Raw genomic sequence first — 22,320 nt, 5'->3', positions numbered from 1 at the left:
AATGACTAATAAAAATCCTAAATCTAAAATCCCAAATCTGTTACTCCCTTGGCTAGATGCCCTAGCAATTACAGCTTGGGGTATTTTGATGGTGAGATATTGGCTAACTAACAAGCTGAACCTGTTGATTCACCCAAATTATATTTGGTTCGTGGTTGTGACTGGTATCAGCTTGATAGTTATCGGTTTCTTCAAAATGCAAGAACTTTGGTTGCGCCGTCGCCGTGATGTAATAGCAAACGCCCAGCACATTAGTTTATTTCCTCCTGGTTGGGGCAGTGCTTTATTGTTGATTGCAGCGATTTTAGGTTTCATTTTTACACCACAAGTTTTTGCTAGTGATAAAGCACTCCAACGGGGTGTAACGGCTGATTTATTGGGAACTACACGCGTCAAACCACAAGCTTTTCGGGCTACTGTTAGTCCAGAAGAGCGATCGCTTGTAGACTGGGTACGCACTGTCAATGTCTATCCAGAGCCAGATACATATACAGGTCAAAAAGTCAAGGTGCAAGGATTTGTCATCCACCCATCAGATATCGGAAAAGAATATTTGTTCTTAGCCCGATTTGTATTAACTTGCTGTGCAGCAGATGCTTACCCAGTAGGCTTACCCGTCAAACTCCCAAACAATCAAGAGCCTTATTCCCCTGACACCTGGCTGGAAGTAGAAGGACAAATGGTGACAGAAAATTTGGCAGGTAAACGCCAACTTACCATTGCCGCTACTTCTCTCAAAAAGATTCCTCAACCCCAAAATCCTTATAGTTATTAGTCATCAACAAATGACAGATGACTATTAACAAATGACTATTGACAAATGACTAATGATAAAATCTAAAGCATTTATTCAACCACTGGATCGGATAGCGATCGCACTGATGCTGCTGCTGAGTGTGCTGATTGGGTTAATCATATTGCAAGGTGATGTGGTGACTGCTCGTGTGCGGGACTTTACCTGGCAAAATCAACAGATTGGGGCGGAAGATAACTCTTTTACTCTCACCTTCAGCCGCCCAATGGAAATAAAAAGCGTAGAGGATAATTTGAAAATCGATCCACCCCTAGCAGGTAAATTTAGTTGGGCTGGGCGGCGGATGGTTTATACACTCCTAACACCTGCACCTTATGGCACGAATTATAAAGTGCAGTTACAGGGAGCCAAAGATAAGTTTGCCCAGCAAGAAGGTAACAATCGAACGCTCCAGCCCTTTACAGGTAGCTTTCGCACACGCGATCGCGTCATCCTTTACATAGGAACCGATAAAGAAGAACAGGGACGATTAGTTCTATACAACTTAACCCAAGAGCAAAAAAGGGTACTTACTCCCAAAGACTTGATTGCAATGGACTTTGAGTCTTTTCCAGATGGGGAGAAAATTTTATTTTCGGCTCGCGCCACCAAAAACCAAGACTTACTTTCAGCTCAACTTTACACAGTCACAACAGGCGTTTCTAGTAAATCTGGACAAGAAGCACAGCCAGGAGGAAAAGTTGACCTAGTTTTAGATAGTAAAGATTATGAAAACCTGAAATTTGACTTATCACCTGATGGGGAAACTATTGTCATCCAGAGGGGAAACAAAACTAATCCCGGCGACTTTGGACTGTGGTTTATGCCAGCAACCAGCGATGCTTCAGCAGAAAAACCCACTCCTAAACGCTTGAAAAGCCAACCGGGAGGAGACTTTATGATCACGCCAGATAGTAAAGCCGTAGCAGTTGCCCAAGGAGAGGGGGCAGCAATTTTACCACTGCAAGGTGATGCCACTAAACCCCTAGATTTTCTGCCGCAGTTTGGTTTGGTACAGGCTTTCTCTAAAGATGGCTCTCAGGCTGCGATGGTAAAGTTTAATACAGATTACACGCGAGATTTGTTTTTAGTGACAAACCAAGGTGTGCAGAAACAACTATTAAAAACAACAGGCTCAATTGTCAGTTGCCAATTTGACATCGCCTCACCTACCCTCTACTGCTTGCTGACACAACTAGTATCCAAAGAACAATACATAGAACAGCCTTATGTAGTGGCAATCGATCTGAAAACCGGGCAACAGAAACCACTGCTAGTACTGCCTCCTGCTCAACGAAATGTGCAAATGAGTTTATCTGCTGATGGTTTGGGCTTGTTATTTGATCAAGTAGTACCACAGACAAACCCCCCAGCATCATTACCCACAAACACTTTGAAAACTGATGATGGAGATATTATTGCTACCAGTAGCCTGTGGTTAATGCCTCTGCTACCCATTGCTGATGCTACGACTGTTGAAATTAAACCAGAACAACTGCCCTTAGCCGGATTTCATCCTCGTTGGCTACCTTAAGAGAATAATTGTTAAGTAGATTAGTTAAGATGTCGCCACCAAAACTTGAGATGAACTTAATGAAGTTCAGTTCCATCCTTACGGAGCAGATAGCGATCGCTAATCAACTTTAAAACTACTCTACCTATTTCTGGATGCGTTTTCTCAATGACTGGTTGCACAACAACGCCTTCCATGATGCAATTAGGACTGACTACACTATTGGCATTATTGAACTGAGAAACCGCTTCCCAAGTGTAAGCACCGATATAAAGCACAGGTACTCTCGGCAAAGCAAATTCTTCGCAAAAAGCCACAAAATCGCTGTGATTGAGAAAATAGCTACCGCGACGCACAGCAAATAAAGCAATTCCAATATTGCCATTATTCAAGCCATATTTGATATCTTGCACGCCGTAGATTTCACCAAAAATCTGAGTTCTTGGCGGAAGTTTCTGGAAAACTTCGTTCTCGTTGTAAGCACGAATATAAACTAATTTTTTGTTTACTTCGCTGTTTTTCCAGAAGTAATTATGGCTACCAATTTTAGTTGTGCCATCAGCATCAATTAAAACAGTGAAGTTAGTTCCGTGTAACTTTTCTGTGACAACAACTTCCTCACCTTCAATTAAGATGTTTTTGTAACGTTTTAGGTTTTCTGGACTGGGGAATTTGTAATTTCCAATAAAACTCTCAACTTCCCCACTCATCCCTTGAGGAATTGGATATTCGTACTTTGTTACACCAAAATACTCCGTGTAGTCATCTCCGACATTTCCCGTAAAGTTATTACCAACGGGAATAAGTAAACCCTCAGAAAAAATTCCGCGAAGTTTAGCAGCACGCAGTTTTTTCGAGTAGTAGTTACGAATACTAAACTCATCCAAAAAGTTTTCTGGAATAACACTATCAATAGGAAAGTAAAAAGCTAAATCTCCAAAATTCAAGTTACCTTTGACTATAACTACTTGATACTCCATATTTTCAATAGAGGCAATATCTAGCCTATCAGCATTGGGATGAGGATTAATGCTGTTGATTTTGACAACTTCAACTTTAAAAATACTCATGAATCACCTCTTTTGAAAAAAAGATATCAGATAAACTATAAAGTTTTATAAATTACAAAGTAGGAATTATTTGTTGATAGTTTATCCACGCTTCCCAAAAAATATAAATTGATAGTATTCCTAAGAAAATCCGAAGTACTAAACCTACAGTATCATCTGGTATTTTTGGCAATGCGCGAGTACTCATTTGAACGCCTAAAAGACCTCCGCATCCCAAAACTATACCTTGAACAAACAGAATATTTCCTTCTAATGTGTGTCCTGTGCAAGCAGCTAAAGCAGTGATGACAATCACACCCAAACTAGTTTGAATTGCTACTTTAATTTCTTCTCCTAATAACAACATTTGCAGTGGCACCATAATCGTACCGCCACCTAAGCCAAATAAACCTGCTAAAATTCCTGCTGCTCCCCCAGTGCCAATTTTAGAAACTAATGGGTTAAATACTGGGGCTGTATTCTCTTTCTCTTTGAAAGCCAGTTGCTTACGAAGCTCAATCAAATAAATATTAGCAAGTAGTATGATGCCAAATGTAAAAAGTATTATATAGGATGGAATTTTATTGGCAAAGTATACACCGATTCCAGTAGTTAGAAAAGCGGGAATTCCTAAATAAATTACTCGTTTAAAGTCAAAGTAGCCCATCCACCAATTCTGCAAACTTCCAGAAATTGAAGTAATCACAATAGCAAGGCTACTAGTAGCGATCGCTTGAACGGGAGTATAACCTAGTGTGACTAAAAGAGGAATCGTGATAATACCGCCACCTATTCCTAAAAGTCCAGCTATAACTCCAGATATTAAACCCCCAGCGACTAAAATCAACCAACTAAAATCAATCATAATTGGGAATTGGGAATTGGGAATTGGGCATTGGGCATTGGGCATTAATTACTTGACTCCAAACTCCAAACTTGTAACTTCTAACTCCTAACTCCCAACTTTCTCATCCCCCTACTGTTACCGGATGGCTAACAACGCCTCCGTAGAGCAATCCCGAATCATTCCACGGGACTGTACTCGGTTGTGTGTTTCCTAAATTGTCAGTAGCACGAGCTTGGAGAAAATATTCGCCAGGTGTTGGGTTCCATTCAATATCCCACCGTGTCCATGCAAATGGAAAGTTTGGTTCTCTCAGTCGGGCAAATTGCCAAGTTTTACCGCCATTTAGACTAACTTCCACACGGACAATTTTTCCTTTTCCAGACCAAGAACGCCCACGTAGTAAGCGGGTTTGAGTTGAAAGTTTAGCGGGCCAAGCCAACTCGAAAGCGCTCTTAACATTTTGATAGGTAATCAGCTTACCTTTATATGGTGCGATCGCTGGATAATCTGCACCAATCAGCACCATCTGTTCCGTTACCCACTGCGTATATATCGGTGTTTCAGAAACCTCAATCCGCTCAATCCATTTAACGTTAGCGTTTCCTCCCCAACCAGGGAACAAGACACGGCATGGCTGGCCATGATCTGGAGGTAATGGTTCTCCATTCATGGCATAGACGACGAGTGAGTTATCTGCTAATGCTTTAGCAATGGGAACTACATTGTTGAACTTGGATTTATTCGCCCCCTTTGAGTCTAGCGAATCAAAATCTGCGCCCTCAACAAGTACGTCTTTTGCTGTGGATTTCAATCCAGCCCGCTCTAATAATATGCTTAGTGGTACACCAGTCCACTCAGCCACCCCAATAGCCCCAAGCCTCCACCGAGTTCCAGGGAGTGGTATGTTGTAAGCTTCTTCAAAAAAACGCCGACCATTAGCAGCACACTCTATGGCACAAGTGACTGAGATGGAGGGCATACCGATGATTTCATCGTAAGTGAACTCACAGGGAGTAGAAACGCCAGTTCCATGAATTTGCAAACGCCACGTAGATGGGTCAAAGGGTGGAGGTGTACTGCGGTTGTGAACATAAAACCAATCGTTTGGCACTAAATAACCACGCCCATACATTGCTTCCCAGTTCATCTCTAATGTGCCTTTGCTATGAGAGATATACCCTGGTGGCAATGGTTTAAGTATTTTACTGCCTTTAGTTTTAACAGCCGCTTGACTGTGAGCCGGCGCAGGTTTAGCTAACCCCCCAATGGCTGTTACGCCAAGCATTGTGGCTAATATTTTCAGAAAGCGTTGACGCGAAATACCTGCATCTGTGCTTTTTTGCCAGATGCACTCATCAACCCGTGCGTGTAGATAATCCTCATGGTCGAAGAGGTTTTCATCGCTCAAGCTATTACCCCCTTATAATTCGTAATTCGTAATTAACAGACACAGATCAAGGAGGAGGCGAGTAGGGAGATGAGGAAGATAAGTGAGACAAGGGACACAACGATAATAATTCATGCCCAATGCCCAATGACCCCATGCCCTAAAAAGACTAGCTATTTATCGCTGTCCAAACACCGGTGATTTCATCTTGTGTGTAGTTAGGCAAGTAGTGGTAAAATCCGTTTTTAGCTATTTGAGCGATCGCATCAATAAAGCGATCGCAGTCTTCTAATGTATTATATACTGCAAAACTGGCGCGGATAATACTGGGAATGTTGCGGGTAATTCCCCTATCTACTTCCTGAGCAATTTCGTAGTCTTGCTCATCCGAAATATTTTTGAGTTTGCGAATGTATTCATAAGTGCAGAAAGCCCCAGCCCTAACGCCAATGCCATATTCTTGTGCCAGAATTTCTGCTACTAAGCGTCCATCAAACCCATCAATATCAAAGGGAATAACATGAGCTAAATTATTTCCTGGGATATGTAATTGAACTCCAGGAATTAGCCCAAGCCGTGTATGCGTGAATTCAACTAGAGAGTGTTCATACTGAGCAATGCGATCGCGCCCAACTGCTTCGATAATTTCAATCGCCTTGGCAATTGCGATCGCCCCCATTGCATTTGGTGTTCCAGGATCGTGGGCCCGTTCTGTATAAAAACGCTTAATTTCTAGGTTTCTGGTAATATAAGGCAGGTTCCCACCACCAATTTGATAAGGGTAAGAACTATCAAAAAATTCCTTTGGCCCCAGCAAAACGCCAGTTCCATAAGGTGCATACATCTTATGTCCAGAGAAAGCTACAAAATCTAAATGACATGGGTCATCGTCAGCACGCATATCTACTCGTTCATGCTGAATTAACTGACACACATCTGCAAAAATCTTCGCACCATACCGATGTGCTAAAGCTGCGATTTCGTAAATTGGGGGTCTATAACCTGTAATTGTCGAAGCACCTGTAATTGTTACTAACTTAATTTGTTCGGCTTCGGGGAGATTTTGGTGTGCCTTAAAGATTTCTTCAATTTCTGCGACACTTACACTTCCGTCCGGCTGGGTTCTGTACTGCACAACTTCATCTCTAGTAACCCAAGGGAGCAGGTTTGATGAATGCTCGATATCAGAAACTAAGATTTTTCCAGGTTTTTTTGCCCAAAGTGTGGCGGCTCCATTAATTGCTTCTGTTGTATTCTTCGCAAAGATTACATAGTTGTCTAAAGATGAACCCACAAAATCCCGAATGACATTCCGGCTAGCGTCATATTCTCGTGTAGTGATGATGGATTTTTGCCCAGAACCTCTATGGACGCTGCCGTATGTATCAAGCATTTCATCCACATGCTGCTTAAGGGTTGCAAAGGGAGTGGTGGTAGCTCCATTATCCAAGTTGACGTACTTTATATAGTTTCCCTGAAGAGTCTTTACCCTAAAAGACAGAGACTCATCTGTGAATAACGGTCTAATTTCTTTGTCCCAAAAACTGTCAAAATTTTCTGCAACTAGCGGTAATTGGACAGCTTCTTGCTTTATATTTACACCTATTGCAAGTATATCGGTCATCTTTAGCACCCCTATTTTAAACCTATAATTTTTGGAAAAGCTTAACTACCACACGCTTTCTCTAACACAACGCTCGTATTAGCCAGTAGTAATCATGGTCTCTATAATTACTTTCTAGCTAGTAGAAAACTCGGTTATTCCAATTATTCTTTAATAAATCAATTAAAAAGTGTATCCGTATTAACACTTAAATAAAATGTTTTTACTGTTAAAAAAAGCACAGTGTGATAATATATGTAAGTATTCAAGTATACTTTAAGCAATTTTCTTGCGATCGTTAAACAAACTTGATGTATTCAAGACAAGTTGATAAAAAAGCATCTGAATAATTAAGTCTGGAATTGCTTGCTATAAAAGTATTTCCCAACAAAAATGACTGGACTAAATTGAGATTATTCTTTAAAAAAAATTTATGAATTTACTTACTAAAATTATTACCTCTTCAACATTTATTTATAAGTGTTTATTCGTAAACATGATATTTTCCTAACATTTTATTCCTGGCAGAAGCTCTTAATTGTTTACTGACATTAAATAGCGATCGTTCAAGATCCCAGAACTATTATTGAATACTAGATACTTGTACTGACATTGTTTCTAAGTAATAAATGAGTCAGTAGAAAAATGTGTTCAAGGACACATTTTAAATTTATATCCTAAGACAGATGCGAATATAGAGAATAAAATATAATTTGAGGAGGTTTTTTGATACGAAAAACTTTCTCAGAAGAGAGCCACTCTGTATTTGTCTCTCCTGCCCCTACCCTGTTTTCCCCTGCCTCTTCTTGACGGGGAAGAGCATCATAGTGTTATAACGGCATCAGTCTAGATACAAAATAGGGAACACCAATTGATGATTAATTGCTGGTGCCTGGAGAGAGTTAAACTTAGCTTCTAGAGCAAACCCTGATTAGACACAGTTGATAAGCAATGCTAATGCCAGCACTGCTGATATTTTTAGGCAGGTGGGTCAAGAGTGATGAATGAAGCTGACACCTCAAACAAGGGGGCTGTGATGGAATCCCTAAATTCTGCTAATTCGCCACAATCGGAGCAGGCGAGTTGTCCCTTTTACTCAGTTGTGCCTAATGACAATATGGTAGTTAAACAACTGCCACTCCTCATGCCAGCTGAAGATAGACAATTTTCAAAAGATACTACCCAGCAAGACTGGGTTGCAGAGCCGGAAAGCGGCAAGCAAGCACTTATTGACTCGGAGTTTCAAAACCTGCTGGCATTGAACGAAGAATTACGTTCGGCTAACAATAATTTGTATGAACAAGTAGAGCAGCTAAAAGACAACCTAGCTGAGTCTGAAAAGGTTTTGCAGTGGCAGAAAACGCGCTCCAGCGTTACTGAGTCGATGCTCAACCAACATACTCAGGAATTAGCTGCGGCTCAAGAACAGATAAAATCTCTATTTCAACAATTAGAAACTGCTGTACAAACCGTTCAACGGCAGGAAATTTTCACTGATAGTTATAAAGCACAGCTACAAATTAGCCAGCAACGCCTTGCCCAGTTAGAGCGAGAATGTACGTTGTTACACACTAATAATAGCGAACAGTCTGAACAGTTATTGCAGTCAGAAACTGTTTGTCGGGAGTTACGTACTAGACTGATGCGACAACAACGCCAGACGCTGCAATTCAAAGCAGCTCTAGAAAAATGTCTAGATACATCGGTTCCTAGCTATGACTCCTTAGAAGATACTGCAAAACATCCCAAAGACATAACTAGCGGACAAGGAAGATTTTCTAGAAAAGCTCGGTCTTTGTTTCCTAACGCCCAGCCAATTCAACCTTGGTCAGCAGAATCAGAATCCTTGACTGACAATAAAGATAATTCTTGGGGCGAACCGTCAGCACCAATCCCATTTCAAAGAAATGAACCGACTCCGCCACCATCATCTCCTTGGAACTGGTCAGTTAAGAAAAATCAAAATACCTCAACACCACCAGAACCAATCCCCTCTCCAAAAATTGACGATTCCCCAGATATTCCAGAAGCTCTTTCAACTTCGGGTTCATCCAATTTAGATCAGCAATTAGATAGTCTAATCCAAATGTTTTTCACTTCCCAGCCTGAATCTGCATCACCACCGCCTGTTGCTAAAACGGATGTGAATAATAATGATTCTCCTATCTGGGAGACTTTAGCAACAATCCTAAAAGACGATGAGGAAATAGAAAATTCACAGGAAGCGCACTTGGAAGCAGAAATCAATCCCCCTGCAACTATCTCCATTTCTAGGACAACAGATCCTGTAACTTCACCAGCCAATAACTTACTGGTTTCCTCTACTTCCTCCCACACTGAGTCGCCTGTTGAAGAAACTGAAGACTACTGGTCAGAAGTTTCCCAATTTTCACCAGAGTTATTAAGTGATAACACTAATGATGCTAATTCACCTTCACCTGTGGTTTATCCCCAGCGTCCACCCAAAGGGCGTAAGTCATTAGCATCTGTGGAACTACCGAATTTTCGCCCTCAAGGTCAATAGATTAGTCATTAGTCATTGGTCATTGGTCATTGGTTATTAAGTAAGTTGGCGCGAAAGAAACCCAAGTATGTTATGAAACGCAAACTGGCTTAAAGCCCTTACTAATGACCAATGACTAATGACAAAAGACAGCTCTCTGGTGTGGTCGCCGCTATTCGCGATCGCCATTTAGCTTTAATTTCGCCGATCTACTTAGTCGTTAGTCATGTCCAATATCTAATTGAGAATCCTTGCTTCTGACTTCGGAATTATGGCTTCTGGGTTGGTTTTTGCTACTTGAGAGCGCGATCGCGGTTTGCCTGTGGCGATCGCATAATTAATTGTCAGCAACCACAGCCACAAGCCAGGATTCCGGGGTTCTAGCCAAAAACCTACCCGGTTTAAGAAGGGCCCGAACCACGGACTCAGCAAAGCGCTAACGAGGGCATGACGACCAAAGTTGAAATAACTACCAAGCCATCGCATTAAATCTCTAGGCCCAGCAAGTTCCCAAATCCATAAAAGCAAGGCAGGATTTTTCCTAGCGGCTTTGAGTGCTAATCGGTTAAAGGTTAACCAATCACACCTATCTTTGATGAAGTTATCTGCTACTTCTTGGGGTTCGTCTGCTAACAATCCAAAGAAGGTGTTGAGCATGGAGTTAATCCGCTGGGGTGGTAAAAATTTTCCAGTGGGTACCATCATCCCTTTAGAAAATAGCCAAGTTACTGAAACGTTGCTTTGGTAAGCGCGAATCTGATTCAAGTGGCGGAAACTCAACAAGTCATGTTTAAGGGCAGTATCCAACAGTGTTGTTAAGCGTTCTAAGTTGCGAACTAGGGAGCCAAACCCGGTGAAGACGAGGGGAGACTGGAGTGATGCGGCATCGCCGATCGCAATTAATCGATCGAAGGCAACTGTGCGATCGCTGCTTCCCACACTAAAATGTCCCGGTATATACCCAAATGTCGGCTTTTTCCACACCAAGTTGTCCATATCGCACCTGCGATACTCTGGCAAAATCGTGAAAAAGTCTTCGTACATCTCTAGCAAAGAACCAGGATTTTCAGCATTTACTTCGTGGTAATGAAATAAATAAATCGTCAGTTCATCATCTGCTCCGGGAAACAGTTCCCAAATCAACTGCCTTCCCCGCGAAATATCGCCATGACTATAAAGCACGTCCCCATACTGCGAATCCCACACTTGCGGCTCAAATCCGCTCTCAATTGCCGCTCCCACCGTTGGACACACACTATCAAAGGCCCGACCACCATTTAACTGCCAAGCGATGGGTGAGGCAGTTCCCATTGCATCTATTAGCAATCGTCCGCTTACTTGTTTTTCAACCTGACTAGGTAAGTGCTTGACTTGCAACAAAACTTGTGATATATCAATATCTGCACGCATAAATTCTGTTTCATCCCAGATTTCGCCGCCTGCGGCTTGCAGCTTTTGCCCACACATAAGGAGCCATTTTTCGGAATCTAAGCCTAAATTTAGGACTGTGGGTGTGTGTAGAACGGGCGATCGCAGTTTGGATGGATTATTCGCATCAAAAAATTTGTTGAATCCATCTTTGTATTCCCTAGCAATGATGGTTTCTAACTCCGAGGGAGTAACTAAACCCAGATTAATCAAGCTTTGAATCTCATCGCGGGAAATATTCCATTCTCGGTTCATCTTGCCAAAGGGCATTCGTTCCACCAGCAGGACTTTATATCCTAGTTTTGCCATTAATGCAGCATGAATCGCGCCTAGTGCGCCACCGATGTAGATGATGTCGTACTGGGGATTGGTGACTAGAGACTGTTTACTGAGATTACCTTTTCCCCTACCCTCTTGATTGGAAAACACAACTTGACGCGGCTGCTGCGGATTTCGTACTCCTTCGCGCCATCGTTGTTCCCACCAGTAGGCACGTGTTAGATCGTATTCACCGTTAGGCATTTTCTGAAAATACTTGACGGTGAGGGGGTAAGCAGAGCCTAGTGAGGCAAAAATCGATTGCTGGGATAAATCAATCGCTGGTGGTTCTGGGTAATGATGCGGAAAACGGTTTCTAATTTCTTTGGTTAGACGTTGCAGAATTTGTCCCTCTCTGGGAAAAGGTTGTTCTGCCCAACGAAACACTTTCAGATAGGTAGTTCGTTGCACCGTCCAGACAAATACCGAAAGTTCCGCAGGCAATTTTTCGGAAAGAGCCGCTCCAGCAGGTGTAGTAGCACTGGGTATTTTGAGGCGAAAGCCTTCCGAAGTAAGCACTTTTTCTCCATTTCCAGGTTCAAAATCCGTTTGTAGCCAGCTACGTACAGTTTCTATATCTGGAGTTGGAACTTCTAAATAAAGGATTTCTCTCATCGTTTCCTGACATCTCCGATCAATCTACTCACTAAGACAGATTTTATGAAAGCACAAAGTAAGGTAAACTCCGCGCTATTAGTTTGGTAAAGATTCAGTAAAGAAATTTTAAGAATTTGTTGAATTTATTGTTCATTTTGTATTTCTGTAAACCCACGCCATGAATTATCCCATTCCAGACAGTCCCCAGGAAATTTTTGCTCTCCGACAACAGCCAATTGATGAAGAACTCGTTGCTGCTGCGATCGCTGGAGTAATTAAAATTGTCCGCGCCCAGGGTCAATCTTTGGAAGAATTAACCGCTCAGTTACTAGCAGACGATCCACTGCTGGATCGGGAACAACGTCGCTGGTTGAGCCAATTAGTTGCCCAATCGTGGGAAAAGTTCTCCTAAAACCTGGCATAAGATGAAGTTTTGGTCGCAGCATTCGATTTCTAGGTCTGCACCTAAATATTGGATTGGCGATGCCTGCGGCGGGCTGCACCTACGTAATTTAGGTATGGGAGTAACAATACTTCTCAGTATGGGATTGGCAATTGGGTTGCTATTTTGGCATTCATGGCACAGAAGCCACTAAATTAACCATATCAGCGTTTTACGTTGCTAATGAATTTTACAACGTTCTGAAACGGAAAGACCTCTGGTTTATACCATAGGTCTTTTTTTTGGATCAATTCTGCAATTAAGTATTAGCGATCGCTTCCCCTTCTCATCGAAAAGCGTAATCTGGTGAGTACACTACATATTTGTTTTTGTCAACTAGAAGCTTTCACCACCGCTTCTGCTTGAGAGTGCAATAACAAACCGTATTCCAAGCCCTCCACCACCGCTTGATAGGAAGCCTCCAAAATATTGGTAGAAACTCCCACCGTAGTCCAGCGTTGACGACCATTGCCTGATTCTACCAACACACGGGTTTTCGCCGCAGTGCCCGTATGTCCGTTGAGAATCCGCACTTTGTAATCTGTCAAATCAAAGGTTGCTATTTGGGGATAAAAGTTCACCAAAGCCTTGCGTAAAGCCGCATCCAAGGCGGCAACCGGGCCATTTCCTTCCGCCGCCTCCAGAATATTTTTGCCGTCAACAGCGATTTTGACCGTAGCTAGGGCGTTACTAGTTTCTTTCCCCTCAATCAAATCGCAGTGGACTTGAAAACCTTTAACTTCAAAAAACTTCTGACGATCTCCCAAAGCTTCGTGCATCAATAGCGCAAAACTGGCCTCTGCGGCTTCAAATTGAAATCCTTCACTCTCCAAATCTTTAAGACGCTGAAGAATTTGCTTGGCTTCTGCCTTTAGCTGGTCGAGATTAATCCCGAAACTGCGGGCTTTGGCTAAAACATTGCTAAGTCCAGACTGTTCAGAAATCACGATGCGGCGATGATTACCGACTTGTTCCGGCTGAATGTGTTCGTAAGTCAGGGGATTGCGTTCTACAGCTGATACATGAATACCACCCTTGTGGGCAAAAGCCGAAAGTCCCACAAAGGGAGCGTGTTCATCTGGTGCGAGGTTGACGACTTCACTCACAAAACGACTAGCTTCTGTAAGTTGTGTTAGCTGGTCTTCTGTGATACAACTGTAACCCAGCTTCAGCTGTAAATTGGGAATTAACGAACAGAGGTTAGCATTACCGCAACGTTCACCATAACCATTAATTGTCCCCTGTACCATCTTTGCCCCTGCCATCACGGCGGCTATTGCGTTAGCAACCGCCATTTCGGAATCGTTATGAGTATGAATTCCAATTTGGGGCATTGGGGATTGAGGATTAGGGATTGGGAATTGGGAAGAGTCTTTTCTAGTCCCCAGTCCCCAGTCTCCAGTCACCTGGACTACATCTTGCACAATTTGGCTAATTTCATGTGGTAAAGTACCGCCATTGGTATCACAGAGGACTAGCCATTCAGCACCAGATGCGATCGCAGCCTCTAATGTCTGTAAAGCATAATCTGGATTGTGCTTGTAACCATCAAACCAATGTTCGGCATCGTAGATAATCCGCCGCCCTTGAGAACGGAGGTACTCAATGGTGTCACGAATCATCGCCAAATTTTCTTCTAACGTCGTCTTGAGGCTGGTTGTGACATGTAAATCCCAAGACTTGCCAAAAATCGTTACCCAGCGAGTTCCCGCAGCCAAAATATCTTGTAGCATCGGTTCGGTTGCGGCAGTGGAGTTAGGCCGTCGAGTCGAACAAAAAGCCACAATTTCAGCAAGTTTTAGCGGATCTTCTTGGAGTTGCCAGAAAAACTGTACATCCTTGGGATTAGCACCAGGCCAACCGCCTTCAATAAAGGGAACTCCCAGTTGATCGAGTCTACGGGCAATGCGTAACTTATCTTCTATCGAGACTGATAGCCCCTCGCGCTGAGTGCCATCCCGTAATGTCGTGTCATAGAGCCAAAGTTGAGGTGAAGAATTTGTGGTCATAAAACTGGGACCGACGAGACAACTTTCGAGGCAATGTGTCAATATACAACAAAAAGCCAGTTTGGCAATTTAAAAATGCCTAAAGTACTAGCTGAAGGTAAAACAATTGAGTGCGTAAACAAAAGCAATCTCCGAACAATTTTGCTGCAAAATGGTATTGACCTCTACAATGACGGTGCTAAGGTAATAAACTGTCGGGGTATTGGCAGTTGCGGAACTTGTGCGGTTAAGGTAGAGGGCGAAGTATCAGCAGCGAACTGGCGCGATCTAGCCCGGCGTTCGCTTCCTCCCCATTCTCTTACAACAGACTTGCGTAAGAAACTGCCAAACTCTAGTTTTAGGCGATGTGAAAGTGACAAAGTTTGATGGATGGGGACAAGGTTCTCGAATAGTGTGGACACCAAAAGGTTAAAAAGGAGTTAAGACAAGATGGGTAGATGGACACCCTTAATTTTAATGGCTGGAGGTTTGGCCATTCTGCTTGGTACATTACTAGGCATCAATTTTCCTATGGGCGTACAAACGGCTAACGCTCCTGGTGGGAAAGCAGCAAAAGTCCTGCCAGCTAATATCAATGTTAATAGCAGTGCTGGCAGCAAAAATGAAGAAACTGCAACTGAAGGAAATGAAACAACTGAAACAAACGAAAACAAACGCTCTATTGTAGCTCCAAGACCTGACAATAGAAGTAACGTTGCTCAGAATCCTTCTGATGACTCAACATCACCTGCTGACAGTACAACAGAAAACAATACAGATAGTTCGACAACAGAAACGCCATCCAGCAACACAAATCAAGGCAACGAACCAATTCGAGCCTTGTGGTAACGATAGATCCGTCTTTAGTTATGAGTTATAAGTTATAAGTTATGAGTTAATTAGTTATGAGTTATTAGTTATGTACTAATGATAAATGGCTAACGATCAATGACTAATGACTAATGACTAGTGAGATCGTAATTATTGGTGGCGGCGTTATTGGTTTAGCGATCGCCATTGAACTAAAACTGCGCGGGACAAACGTCACCGTGCTTTGTCGTCACTTTCAGGCTGCCGCTACCCACGCCGCCGCCGGGATGTTAGCACCAGATGCGGAAAACATCACTAATGAGGCAATGCGTTCATTGTGTTGGCGATCGCGTGCTTTATATCCCGAATGGACGCGCAAACTAGAAGAACTAACCGGTTTAAATACTGGCTACCGTCCTTGTGGTATCCTCGCACCCGTCTTTGAAGAAAGCAGGGGAGCAGGGGAGCAGGGGAGCAGGGGAGCAGGGGGAAAAGAGGAAGTTCTCTCCTCTGCCTCTCTGCCCCTCTGCCCCTCTGCTAGCGAAGAGTCCCCTGCTTACTGGTTAAATAAAGAGGCAATTCATCAATATCAGCCAGGATTGGGAACAGAGGTAGTTGGTGGCTGGTGGTATCCTGAAGACGCACAAGTTGATAATAAGGCTTTAGCTCACGTATTGCGGACGGCGGCTGAATCTATTGGTGTTGAACTCAAAGATGGTATTACAGTAGAAGGATTTTTACAGCAGCAAGGACAAGTGGTTGGCGTGCAAACCAATGCTGGAATAATTCGCGCCATGCACTATGTTTTAGCTTCAGGTGCTTGGTCAAATGAGTTATTACCGCTACCAGTGGTACCCAGAAAAGGACAAATGCTGAGTGTGCGGATACCAGAATTTGCGCCGGACTTGCCCTTGAAGCGGGTTTTGTTTGGGCAGAATATTTACATCGTACCAAGATGCGATCGCCTGATTATTGGGGCAACAAGCGAAGACGTTGGCTTCACCCCCAACAACACCCCAGACGGCATTCAAAAATTATTACAAGCTGCCATCCGGCTGTATCCCCAGTTAAAGCATTATCCTATCCAAGAGTTCTGGTGGGGATTTCGCCCAGCTACCCCCGATGAGTTACCCATCCTTGGTACTAGTCACTGTCAAAATTTAACCTTTGCAACTGGTCATTACCGTAACGGAATTCTCCTGACACCCGTAACCGCCGCATTGATTGCCGACTTAATATTAAAACAAAAACCCGATCCTCTACTTGCTGATTTTCACTATTCGCGCTTCCAATCCCAGCCATCTACCTCCACACCAATGCTGACTCACTCTGCCAATTTCTCTAACGGGCATCATACTGCTATATCCCCACTCCCTATTCAAGACTCCCCACTAATTATTGCTGGCAAAACCTTTCAATCCCGCTTGATGACGGGAACTGGTAAGTATCGCAGCATTGAAGAAATGCAGCAAAGCGTCATTGCCAGTGATTGCCAAATTGTCACCGTGGCAGTACGACGGGTACAAACCAAGGCCCCCGGACATGAAGGTTTAGCTGAAGCCTTAGATTGGACAAAAATTTGGATGTTACCCAATACCGCAGGTTGCCAAACTGCTGAAGAGGCAATTCGGGTAGCGCGTTTGGGACGAGAAATGGCGAAATTGTTAGGGCAAGAAGATAACAATTTTGTCAAGTTAGAAGTAATACCCGATCTTAAGTATTTACTCCCAGATCCAATTGGGACGCTACAAGCCGCAGAACAACTAGTTAAAGAAGGTTTTGCAGTATTGCCGTATATAAACGCTGACCCCATGTTAGCCAAGCGTTTAGAAGAAGTAGGCTGTGCGACAGTAATGCCTTTGGCATCGCCGATTGGTTCTGGACAAGGGCTAAAAACAACCGCCAATATCCAAATCATCATCGAAAATGCAGGTATCCCGGTAGTAGTAGATGCAGGTATTGGTTCACCCTCAGAAGCCGCCCAAGCAATGGAATTGGGAGCAGATGTTTTATTAATTAATAGTGCGATCGCACTTTCTCCAAACCCAGCAGCTATGGCTCGTGCCATGAATTTAGCAACAGTCGCCGGTCGTTTAGCATACCTTGCTGGCAGAATGCCCATTAAAGATTATGCCAGTCCTAGTTCACCTCTCACCGGGACAATTACTAGTTAGGGAATGAGTATTGGGTACTGGAGACTAGGAAAAAGTTTTCTAATCCCAATCCCCAATGTAACGATTTGTCTAGCAGTTTCAGAGCGGATTTAGCATTTATGTAACATTAAATTAACGATAAAGATAAAGGAATTAATTCATGCCCTATACCAATGAAGAAGGCGGCCTTCTGAATAATTTTGCCCGGGAACCAAAGATTTATCAAGCAGAACCTCCCACAGAAGGGCAAAAACGAACTTATCTCATACTAGGAATCGCCGCTACAGCTTTGGTTGTCGCCTTGATTCTAGTCGCCTTCTTCGTTTCTAAGAGCAGTTGATCGTAAAATATTTTCAGAAAACTTCATCTTCTTTATAGTTTTTCAGGTTCCGATTTAAATAGGGGCCTGCTTTTTTATTTTTTGTTAAAATTTAACTGGTAATTAAAGTATAATTATATACTTTTTTGTTTATATTTATAAAGGCTTAATTTATCCTGAGCAGCACAATATCTATTTAAAAATGATTTCTATCATGAGTTTAGCCCACTTGGATGCACTAGAAGGGTGATATATACTTTGTTTTGGCTCTTTAAGCGTGAATGATACTGCATACAACAATAATTCAACTTGGAATCGGCAAGTATACCACCGCCTGAAACTTGCCTTAAGTCTTGGCTTGCGACGACAACTTTTTTTAGCTGTATGTGATAATTTACACTTAAGAAATCAAGTAGCAGCCCGTCTGCATTCTACATTGGCTTATCCTGTTGGACAGGTGCTATATCGGTCATCAAATGCTCAAGAAAATAGCACTCCAGCCTATCCGCGATTAGTTACGTTACGTTTGAATTTAAACGATCCTAATCCCATAGTTCAGATAAATCAATGGTTGGCAAATTATCCACCGCCAATTATTGGGTCATCAAAAGATACCCCTGGAAGACCTTTTCCAGTCCCAGCATTTCAGATTGTAGGTGTGGAGCATCTCACCAAGCAACCAGTCGCAACACAGCGTTTATTTTTACACTATCTTCGTTTAAGCGAACAATATTTTTCTACCCAAGAATCCAGCCGATTCCTAGAATCTAACTTGCTGTTGTGGATACCGCGCCCTTGGTTGTCTGCCATCAAGCAATCAGCACCACAGTTTTGGCGTTGCCAGACTGGCGTATTTGTATTTGCTGGAGAACCCACACCAGCAACTCAAGCAGGCTATCCAGAACGTTTTTCACGTTCTGGAAGCTTGGATTTAGAGAATATTGAGCAGTCGATTCTAAATGAATCAGTTAGCCAAGAAGAACTGATAACGGTAGCCACCGAGTTCAAGTTTGAAAATAATTCCGATTTTCCAGTAGAGATACAAGAGAATGGCGTACATAAAACCCAGGAAGCTACGCCACAACAGCAGGAATTTACTAATAGGTCTGGTAATGGGAATGATAATCAATCGCTGTCATCTTTATCTTATGTTAGTAGCGAGTTAACTGAACTAGTAATAGCAACAATCAACACAAACTCTGCTCAAAATACTGAAGATTACTTACAACCGCAGCAGATTTTGCTGGAGATTGAAGAATTACATGAAAAGCAAGTTACAGGGGAGATCCTGGCAGAAGCTTATCATCGCTTAGGCACTTTATACCGCCTTCGCATTGAGCAAGGAGATTCAACTTTAGAAAACCTGATGGTGTCAATAATTGCCTATCAGGAGGCAATTAGCTATGACGAAACTTCATCGCAACTTCCAGATATCTTGAATGATTTGGGCACACTCTACTGGATGCTATACCGCACACCACCCAATTCTGAGGAAGGGCAAACTTATATAGAGCAGGCGATAGAATTTTATCAGTTGGCGTTAAAGATGATGTCACCTCAGACACATTCAGAAACTTACGCTCGTGTGCAAAATAATTTGGGGACAGCTTATGGTGATTTAGCTCGTTTTTCTCACCCATCTGAAAATTGGCAGCAAGCAATTTTAGCTTACAGTGAAGCACTCAGCTACCGTACAGCCGAGATGGACTCATTAAAGTATGCGGCTTGCCAAAACAATTTGGGTACTGCTTACTGGCATTTAGGGCAATACAATCAACCAATTGTGCATTTAAAGAAAGCGATCGCAGCTTACAACGAAGCACTCATACATTACAACCCTAAAGAGGAACCGCTTAAATATGGCATGATTCAAAATAATATCGGTACTGCTTGTTGGAATCTGGCACAATACGAACAACCTGCCCAAAATCTCCAGCTAGCGATTAATGTCTATAGTGAAGCTCTCAAATATCGCACTCCAGCTAATGTTCCTAGTGCCTGCGCCGCTACACAAAATAATCTGGGTACTGCCTACTGGCATTTAGCAAACCTATCTCAGACAACTAAACAGGCACGGCAAAACTACCTACAACTATGTATCAGCGCTTATGAAGAGGCCATAGACTTGGCTCACTCACTGAGCGGTACTCTTTTAAGTTTCGATTTGCTTGCCTCTTATAATAACCTGGGACTAGCACATTATCAGCTAGTAATAGATAAGTCATTTAATGGTGACAAAGCAACACGTTCTCAACACCTAGAAGTAGCATTAGAAAACCATTTAAAAGCCTTAAAAGGATTAAGCAAACAACCCGAAGCTTATCAAACAACTTTTACTTATGTGGTAAAAACTATTCGCGCTTTTCATAATGAATTAGGGATACAGGGACAAAATCTGGCTTTATCTAAAATTCCTAGTCAGTTGTTGCCAGAGATTTTGTCAAAGTTATAAGAAAAACGCTAAAAACTCTTGAAAAATAACTTGATATAAACTTGACAATTAGTCAGAGCATCAATTAAAGTAGCCATGTTTACCACGGGCTACACCTACACAAATAGTTTTCTAATTATAAAATGGTAAAATATTTAAACAATCCATAAATTTAGCTTAATAAATATAAATTTATTGTTAAACAAACTTAAATAAGTATAAAGTCTTTATAAAAATTACAATAAGATATTGGCGTATTTTCAGTAAATTCACTAATCTAGACTAGACATGTAGTTGAAAAAAGCTCAAGGATGAGAATTGAAACCTAAGTTATGAAACTAAGTTTGATTTTTGCGACTGCTATATCTAGTTTTTTTGTGAGTGCAACCACAGGATTTAGTTTCTCTGGTCAAGCAGATGCTCTCACTTTTTCTGGTATCTCTAGTGGTACATGGGGAGAACCTACTCCAGGAAGCATCGATACCAATCCCGTATATACAGGTGTGGGAAGCAACACATTTACTTGGGGTGATGCTAATGTTTGTCCATCAAATCCAAGTACTCCTGGGTGTACAGTCACAGGCTCAAATAAACTTACCTTTAATGGAAGTTCATTTTCAGCAGACATCAACTCTGCATTCAAAATAGCTGATTTGACTTACTTTAATGGAACGGTACTCAAAGGTACAAGCGTTGAATTTGTACCTTTAAATCTCAATGTATCTTTCAACCCTCCCACTGGAATCAGCCAAGTTTTTGACTTCAAGTTGCATCTAGTAAATACACCTAATGACGCAATAGATCCTGAAGATAATGCAGACTTTGTATTCATAGACAAAAATTTGAGCGATCGCAGTTTCACCTTTGAAGGCAATAAATACACGCTTGAGCTAACTGGCTTTAATCCAGACGTTCCCCAGATAAGTGTTAAGGCTCTTGAAGGAGGCACAAGTAGAACAGCTATTTATGCCGAAATCAAACCCATACCCGAACCTGCAACGATAGCAGGTATATCACTGCTAGGGATATATCTGATATCTCGGAAAAAATTCTGGGAGAATTAATACTAAGAGCTTTAGCGGTTAGAACAGTTGCTTCTGTTCGCCTTTAAAGATGTAATTAAACTAGGAAATTTTTCGGCTTCAATATGAGCTTTATAGCGTTTATGATCTTTGCGGGAAACTCGACGAAGTAATACGCTAATTTACTCAAGTTAGATCGTTTTTTGTGGATAATACAAAATTAAAACCCGCGCTGGCGGGTTTTGTTTATATGGTCGTCCGACTTCTAGTCGCCAAGACATAATTTTAATTTGGCTAGTTGCGATCGCTTGACCTGGACCGAGGTATCAATAATCCAATATATGTACCGACAGCAACTTTTGTTAAATCGAGAAATGGAGGGCGACTCTTTTCGTCGATAACTGCAAGAGTGAGAGAACCAATCACCATAATCAGCGTTACAACAGCCAGCACTTCATCTCTTGAAGGAAATTTCTTGGATAACATTGACCCACTCCTAAATCGTTTGAATCTCTACATCCCTAGCTTTACAGGCGGGTGGTTGTTGTAGGCTTAAATACAGGCTTGTGATATGAGTGAGTTGTGTATGCAATGAGAATGAATTACGAAATTGACAGTTAGAATCAGCAAAAGTCTAGTGGTTAGCTTATGTCCGGGCGATCGCTTTCCTCTTCTCCAGAAGGTATCCAAAAAGCAAAAAGAGCTTTAATTCGTTATTCCTTAACTCAAAAGGCGTTAGCTGAAGATTTAGGAATTACTCGACAGCCTATCGGAAAATTCTTTACAGGTAAGCCTGTTGACCGCAACCTGTTTGTCCAGATTTGCGACAGGCTAGACCTAGAGTGGGAAGAAATAGTTGCTGAACCTGCGACTGAACCAGAGTTAAACCAGGATAACAGGATTGATAAGCTGTTACGCAGCTAGATTGGATAATAAGAGATTAAATAATTAATCCAGTATCAGCCACCTATGCCAGCCAAAAATCATCTTTCTGAAGAGCAGAAGGAACGGCTACTAAAAAAGCTAAAAGAGCATAACAATCCCTACGTAAGAGAAAAGATTCTGATTCTATTATTGATGAATGATGGAAAAACTTATCAAGAAATTAGTAAACTTT

Annotated in this window: 17 protein-coding genes and 1 pseudogene; 11 read left to right on the top strand and 7 right to left on the bottom strand. The window is 42.1% G+C overall.

Going from position 1 to position 22,320, the window contains the following annotated elements:
- The first annotated feature begins 1 nt into the window (after position 1).
- Positions 2-775, top strand: coding sequence for a TIGR03943 family putative permease subunit (locus V7K42_RS16875; RefSeq protein WP_334917998.1), 774 nt, complete (start codon positions 2-4; stop codon positions 773-775).
- Positions 776-827: 52 nt separating this feature from the next.
- The gene (locus V7K42_RS16870) at positions 828-2,327 is read left to right on the top strand and encodes an Ig-like domain-containing protein (RefSeq protein ID WP_334917996.1); all 1,500 of its coding nucleotides are present in this window, start codon (positions 828-830) and stop codon (positions 2,325-2,327) included.
- A gap of 56 nt (positions 2,328-2,383) precedes the next feature.
- Here V7K42_RS16870 and V7K42_RS16865 read toward each other — a convergent pair whose 3' ends face one another.
- The 4 genes from V7K42_RS16865 to V7K42_RS16850 all read right to left on the bottom strand — a co-directional run bounded on the left by V7K42_RS16865 (position 2,384) and on the right by V7K42_RS16850 (position 7,213).
- Positions 2,384-3,376: an RNA ligase (ATP) gene (locus V7K42_RS16865; protein WP_334917994.1), complete on the bottom strand. Its 993-nt coding sequence runs from the start codon at positions 3,374-3,376 to the stop codon at positions 2,384-2,386.
- Positions 3,377-3,428: 52 nt separating this feature from the next.
- Positions 3,429-4,220: a sulfite exporter TauE/SafE family protein gene (locus V7K42_RS16860; protein WP_334918006.1), complete on the bottom strand. Its 792-nt coding sequence runs from the start codon at positions 4,218-4,220 to the stop codon at positions 3,429-3,431.
- A 103-nt stretch (positions 4,221-4,323) separates the two neighbouring features.
- Positions 4,324-5,610, bottom strand: coding sequence for a sulfite oxidase (locus V7K42_RS16855; protein ID WP_334917992.1), 1,287 nt, complete (start codon positions 5,608-5,610; stop codon positions 4,324-4,326).
- Positions 5,611-5,758: 148 nt separating this feature from the next.
- Positions 5,759-7,213, bottom strand: coding sequence for an aminotransferase class V-fold PLP-dependent enzyme (locus tag V7K42_RS16850; protein ID WP_334917990.1), 1,455 nt, complete (start codon positions 7,211-7,213; stop codon positions 5,759-5,761).
- 979 nt (positions 7,214-8,192) lie between these two features.
- Between V7K42_RS16850 and V7K42_RS16845 the strand changes: the two genes are divergently transcribed.
- Positions 8,193-9,716: a hypothetical protein gene (locus V7K42_RS16845; RefSeq protein WP_334917988.1), complete on the top strand. Its 1,524-nt coding sequence runs from the start codon at positions 8,193-8,195 to the stop codon at positions 9,714-9,716.
- Between the two features lie 216 nt (positions 9,717-9,932).
- Here V7K42_RS16845 and V7K42_RS16840 read toward each other — a convergent pair whose 3' ends face one another.
- On the bottom strand, positions 9,933-12,056 hold the full coding sequence (locus V7K42_RS16840) for an NAD(P)/FAD-dependent oxidoreductase (RefSeq protein ID WP_334917986.1): 2,124 nt from the start codon (positions 12,054-12,056) through the stop codon (positions 9,933-9,935).
- Positions 12,057-12,216: 160 nt separating this feature from the next.
- Between V7K42_RS16840 and V7K42_RS16835 the strand changes: the two genes are divergently transcribed.
- The gene (locus tag V7K42_RS16835) at positions 12,217-12,450 is read left to right on the top strand and encodes a hypothetical protein (protein WP_094331125.1); all 234 of its coding nucleotides are present in this window, start codon (positions 12,217-12,219) and stop codon (positions 12,448-12,450) included.
- Positions 12,451-12,812: 362 nt separating this feature from the next.
- On the opposite strand, the gene cimA is transcribed toward V7K42_RS16835, so the two are convergent.
- Positions 12,813-14,489 carry a citramalate synthase gene (cimA, locus tag V7K42_RS16830; RefSeq protein WP_334917984.1) on the bottom strand — a complete coding sequence of 559 codons (1,677 nt, stop codon included), beginning with the start codon at positions 14,487-14,489 and terminating at the stop codon, positions 12,813-12,815.
- A gap of 75 nt (positions 14,490-14,564) precedes the next feature.
- Here cimA and V7K42_RS16825 point away from each other — a divergent pair.
- From V7K42_RS16825 to V7K42_RS16800, 6 genes and pseudogenes are all read left to right on the top strand, one after another.
- Positions 14,565-14,901 (top strand): annotated as a pseudogene (locus V7K42_RS16825) (2Fe-2S iron-sulfur cluster-binding protein).
- 17 nt (positions 14,902-14,918) lie between these two features.
- Complete coding sequence (locus V7K42_RS16820; RefSeq protein ID WP_334917982.1) at positions 14,919-15,317, top strand: hypothetical protein; 399 nt, start codon at positions 14,919-14,921, stop codon at positions 15,315-15,317.
- Between the two features lie 113 nt (positions 15,318-15,430).
- Positions 15,431-17,452 (top strand): glycine oxidase ThiO, encoded by a 2,022-nt coding sequence (gene thiO / locus V7K42_RS16815; RefSeq protein ID WP_334917980.1) that lies wholly within the window; start codon positions 15,431-15,433, stop codon positions 17,450-17,452.
- Between the two features lie 139 nt (positions 17,453-17,591).
- Entirely contained in the window at positions 17,592-17,771 is a 180-nt protein-coding gene (gene psb34 / locus V7K42_RS16810) for a photosystem II assembly protein Psb34 (protein WP_094344871.1), read from the top strand.
- 256 nt (positions 17,772-18,027) lie between these two features.
- Positions 18,028-20,202, top strand: a complete 2,175-nt coding sequence (locus V7K42_RS16805) for a tetratricopeptide repeat protein (protein WP_334917978.1) — start codon at positions 18,028-18,030, stop codon at positions 20,200-20,202.
- Positions 20,203-20,513: 311 nt separating this feature from the next.
- On the top strand, positions 20,514-21,245 hold the full coding sequence (locus V7K42_RS16800) for a choice-of-anchor K domain-containing protein (protein ID WP_334917976.1): 732 nt from the start codon (positions 20,514-20,516) through the stop codon (positions 21,243-21,245).
- Between the two features lie 252 nt (positions 21,246-21,497).
- Here the strand turns inward: V7K42_RS16800 and V7K42_RS16795 are convergent, their stop codons facing one another.
- Positions 21,498-21,689 (bottom strand): hypothetical protein, encoded by a 192-nt coding sequence (locus V7K42_RS16795; protein ID WP_334917974.1) that lies wholly within the window; start codon positions 21,687-21,689, stop codon positions 21,498-21,500.
- 162 nt (positions 21,690-21,851) lie between these two features.
- Here V7K42_RS16795 and V7K42_RS16790 point away from each other — a divergent pair, with 162 nt between their 5' ends.
- Entirely contained in the window at positions 21,852-22,127 is a 276-nt protein-coding gene (locus tag V7K42_RS16790) for a helix-turn-helix transcriptional regulator (protein WP_334917972.1), read from the top strand.
- The last annotated feature ends 193 nt before the right edge of the window (positions 22,128-22,320 follow it).

Source organism: Nostoc sp. (assembly GCF_036917455.1).
In the GTDB taxonomy this organism is placed as follows: Bacteria; Cyanobacteriota; Cyanobacteriia; order Cyanobacteriales; family Nostocaceae; genus Nostoc.
The sequence above is the reverse complement of the archived record's forward strand: the minus strand, read 5'-3'. Positions and strand labels throughout refer to the sequence as shown.